Here is a 1650-nt window from a genome sequence, read left to right as displayed (position 1 = left end):
CACCAGAGACGTTAAAGGGAAGCGAGCGGTTACCTGCTTGAACGTAACGGACTGAAATGACGTTATTTCCGGGTAATCACCGTGAAATGAAGCGCCGCAAGCTGAATAAGGTACGTGGAGTCCGTTACGCCAGGAAATACCTGGGAAATGGGCGGATAAGGACCTTACGGTCCGTTACCGTGCCCGTCTCCCTTGCCTAGCTGCCCGCCTCACCTTCCTGCGACTCTCCCTACAGCTCGTCCGCCAGGCCGAGCAGCGCAATCCCTACCAGCACGAACACGACGACGGCGTATTGCACTCGGCTGAGCCGTTCCTTAAGGAACAGGCGGGACAGAATCACCGAGAACACGCTGTACGAAGCGATCAACGGCGCGGCCACGATGGCATTGCTGGCCATGGCGAACACGTAGAAGAATTGGCCCGCCGTCTCGAAGATCGCGGCAACCCCTTTGACGCGTTCTCCCCAGAAGTTGAACCGCTGTTTTTTGACCGCAACCAAATAGAGATAAACAACCGCAGCGCATAGGAAAAAGGTGAACTCATAAGCCAGAAGAGCGGCATCCTCCCCGATCAACTTCAGCTCGTCCAGATAAATTCCGTCGGCAAACGTGCCTAGTCCGTCAAGCAGACAGTATAGCAGCGGAAAGGTAATCGCCATCACTCCGATTTGATATTTGGCGTTGATACGCTCTGTTCCCGATTTAAGGGCGAGCCGCTCCCCCTGCTTCTCCAGAACCGCCAGCCCTACCACGCCGAAGGTGATAATCGCCACCCCCGCAATTTCAACCCAGCCGAGGTCGTGGGGGAAAAACAAATACAGCAGGATCGCCGTCACGGCCCCGGACGAGTTCTGCACCGGCGAAGCGATCGAAAGCTCGATGTACCGAAGCCCGAAATAACCGATCGCCATCGACAGGATATACAGCGCCGATACCGGCAAATAACGAATCATGTCCTTCGGATCGAACGAAAGCCCCTGGATCAGCAAATACGCCGTACCGTGAATCCCCATGACGAGACCTACCATGACGACGATTTTCAGATGGCTGTGGGGGTCTTGGCTGTCACTGCCTTTTTTGTAGAACAGATCGGCGCCCCCCCAAGCCAAGGACGTCAATAAAGCAAATAGAAACCACATAGATGTAAATCCTCCCGTTTATGTAGAACCTTTATGATTATAAAAAACGGACCGCCGGGAGTGTCTATGACAAAATTTACCGGGGAGGAGATCCGACCAGCACGGATAAGACAGCAAGATCCCCTCGGCCAGGGGGGATTTGAAACGCTAGGGCTTGATTTTGATCAAGCAGCCAAATTCCTTCGAGGCTGCCTCGCCGGAAAAATGCAAACGCTCTCTATTTATGTTAAAATGCTTCTAACCTGAAATCATAGGATCGATAAGCATAGAGGGGCGGGAGTGTCGCTAAATGAGAGGATATAACTTGTGGCGTCCGATCTTTTTGATCTTGATCGCGCTGCTGACGAATGGGTTGGTGACGAATCTTTGCGTGTTGTTCGGGATGACGCCCGAGGCCGCCGGGAACATCGGGTTCGTGGCGATGATGCTCGCCGCCTTGATCGTGTATACCCGATTTACGAAGAATCGCCGAAAATAGGTAAGGAAGAGACGCGTCCGGCGTCTCTTTTTTG

Annotated in this window: 2 protein-coding genes; one reads left to right on the top strand and one right to left on the bottom strand. The window is 53.4% G+C overall.

Going from position 1 to position 1650, the window contains the following annotated elements; genetic code table 11:
* Window positions 1–229 precede the first annotated feature (229 nt).
* Window positions 230–1138, bottom strand: a complete 909-nt coding sequence (locus MJ257_RS24505; RefSeq protein WP_240271787.1) for an EamA family transporter — start codon at window positions 1136–1138, stop codon at window positions 230–232.
* 289 nt (window positions 1139–1427) lie between these two features.
* Between MJ257_RS24505 and MJ257_RS24500 the strand changes: the two genes are divergently transcribed.
* On the top strand, window positions 1428–1616 hold the full coding sequence (locus MJ257_RS24500) for a hypothetical protein (protein ID WP_240271786.1): 189 nt from the start codon (window positions 1428–1430) through the stop codon (window positions 1614–1616).
* Window positions 1617–1650: the final 34 nt, after the last annotated feature.

It is taken from the genome of Paenibacillus timonensis (assembly GCF_022427145.1).
Classification (GTDB): domain Bacteria; phylum Bacillota; class Bacilli; order Paenibacillales; family Paenibacillaceae; genus Fontibacillus; species Fontibacillus timonensis.
This window is presented reverse-complemented; position numbering and strand designations above follow the sequence as displayed.

Coding starts and splice junctions, on each gene's coding strand:
- MJ257_RS24505 (WP_240271787.1), bottom strand. CDS start 1,138: ATGTGGTTTCTATTTGCTTTATTGACGTCCTTGGCTTGGGGGGGCGCC.
- MJ257_RS24500 (WP_240271786.1), top strand. CDS start 1,428: ATGAGAGGATATAACTTGTGGCGTCCGATCTTTTTGATCTTGATCGCG.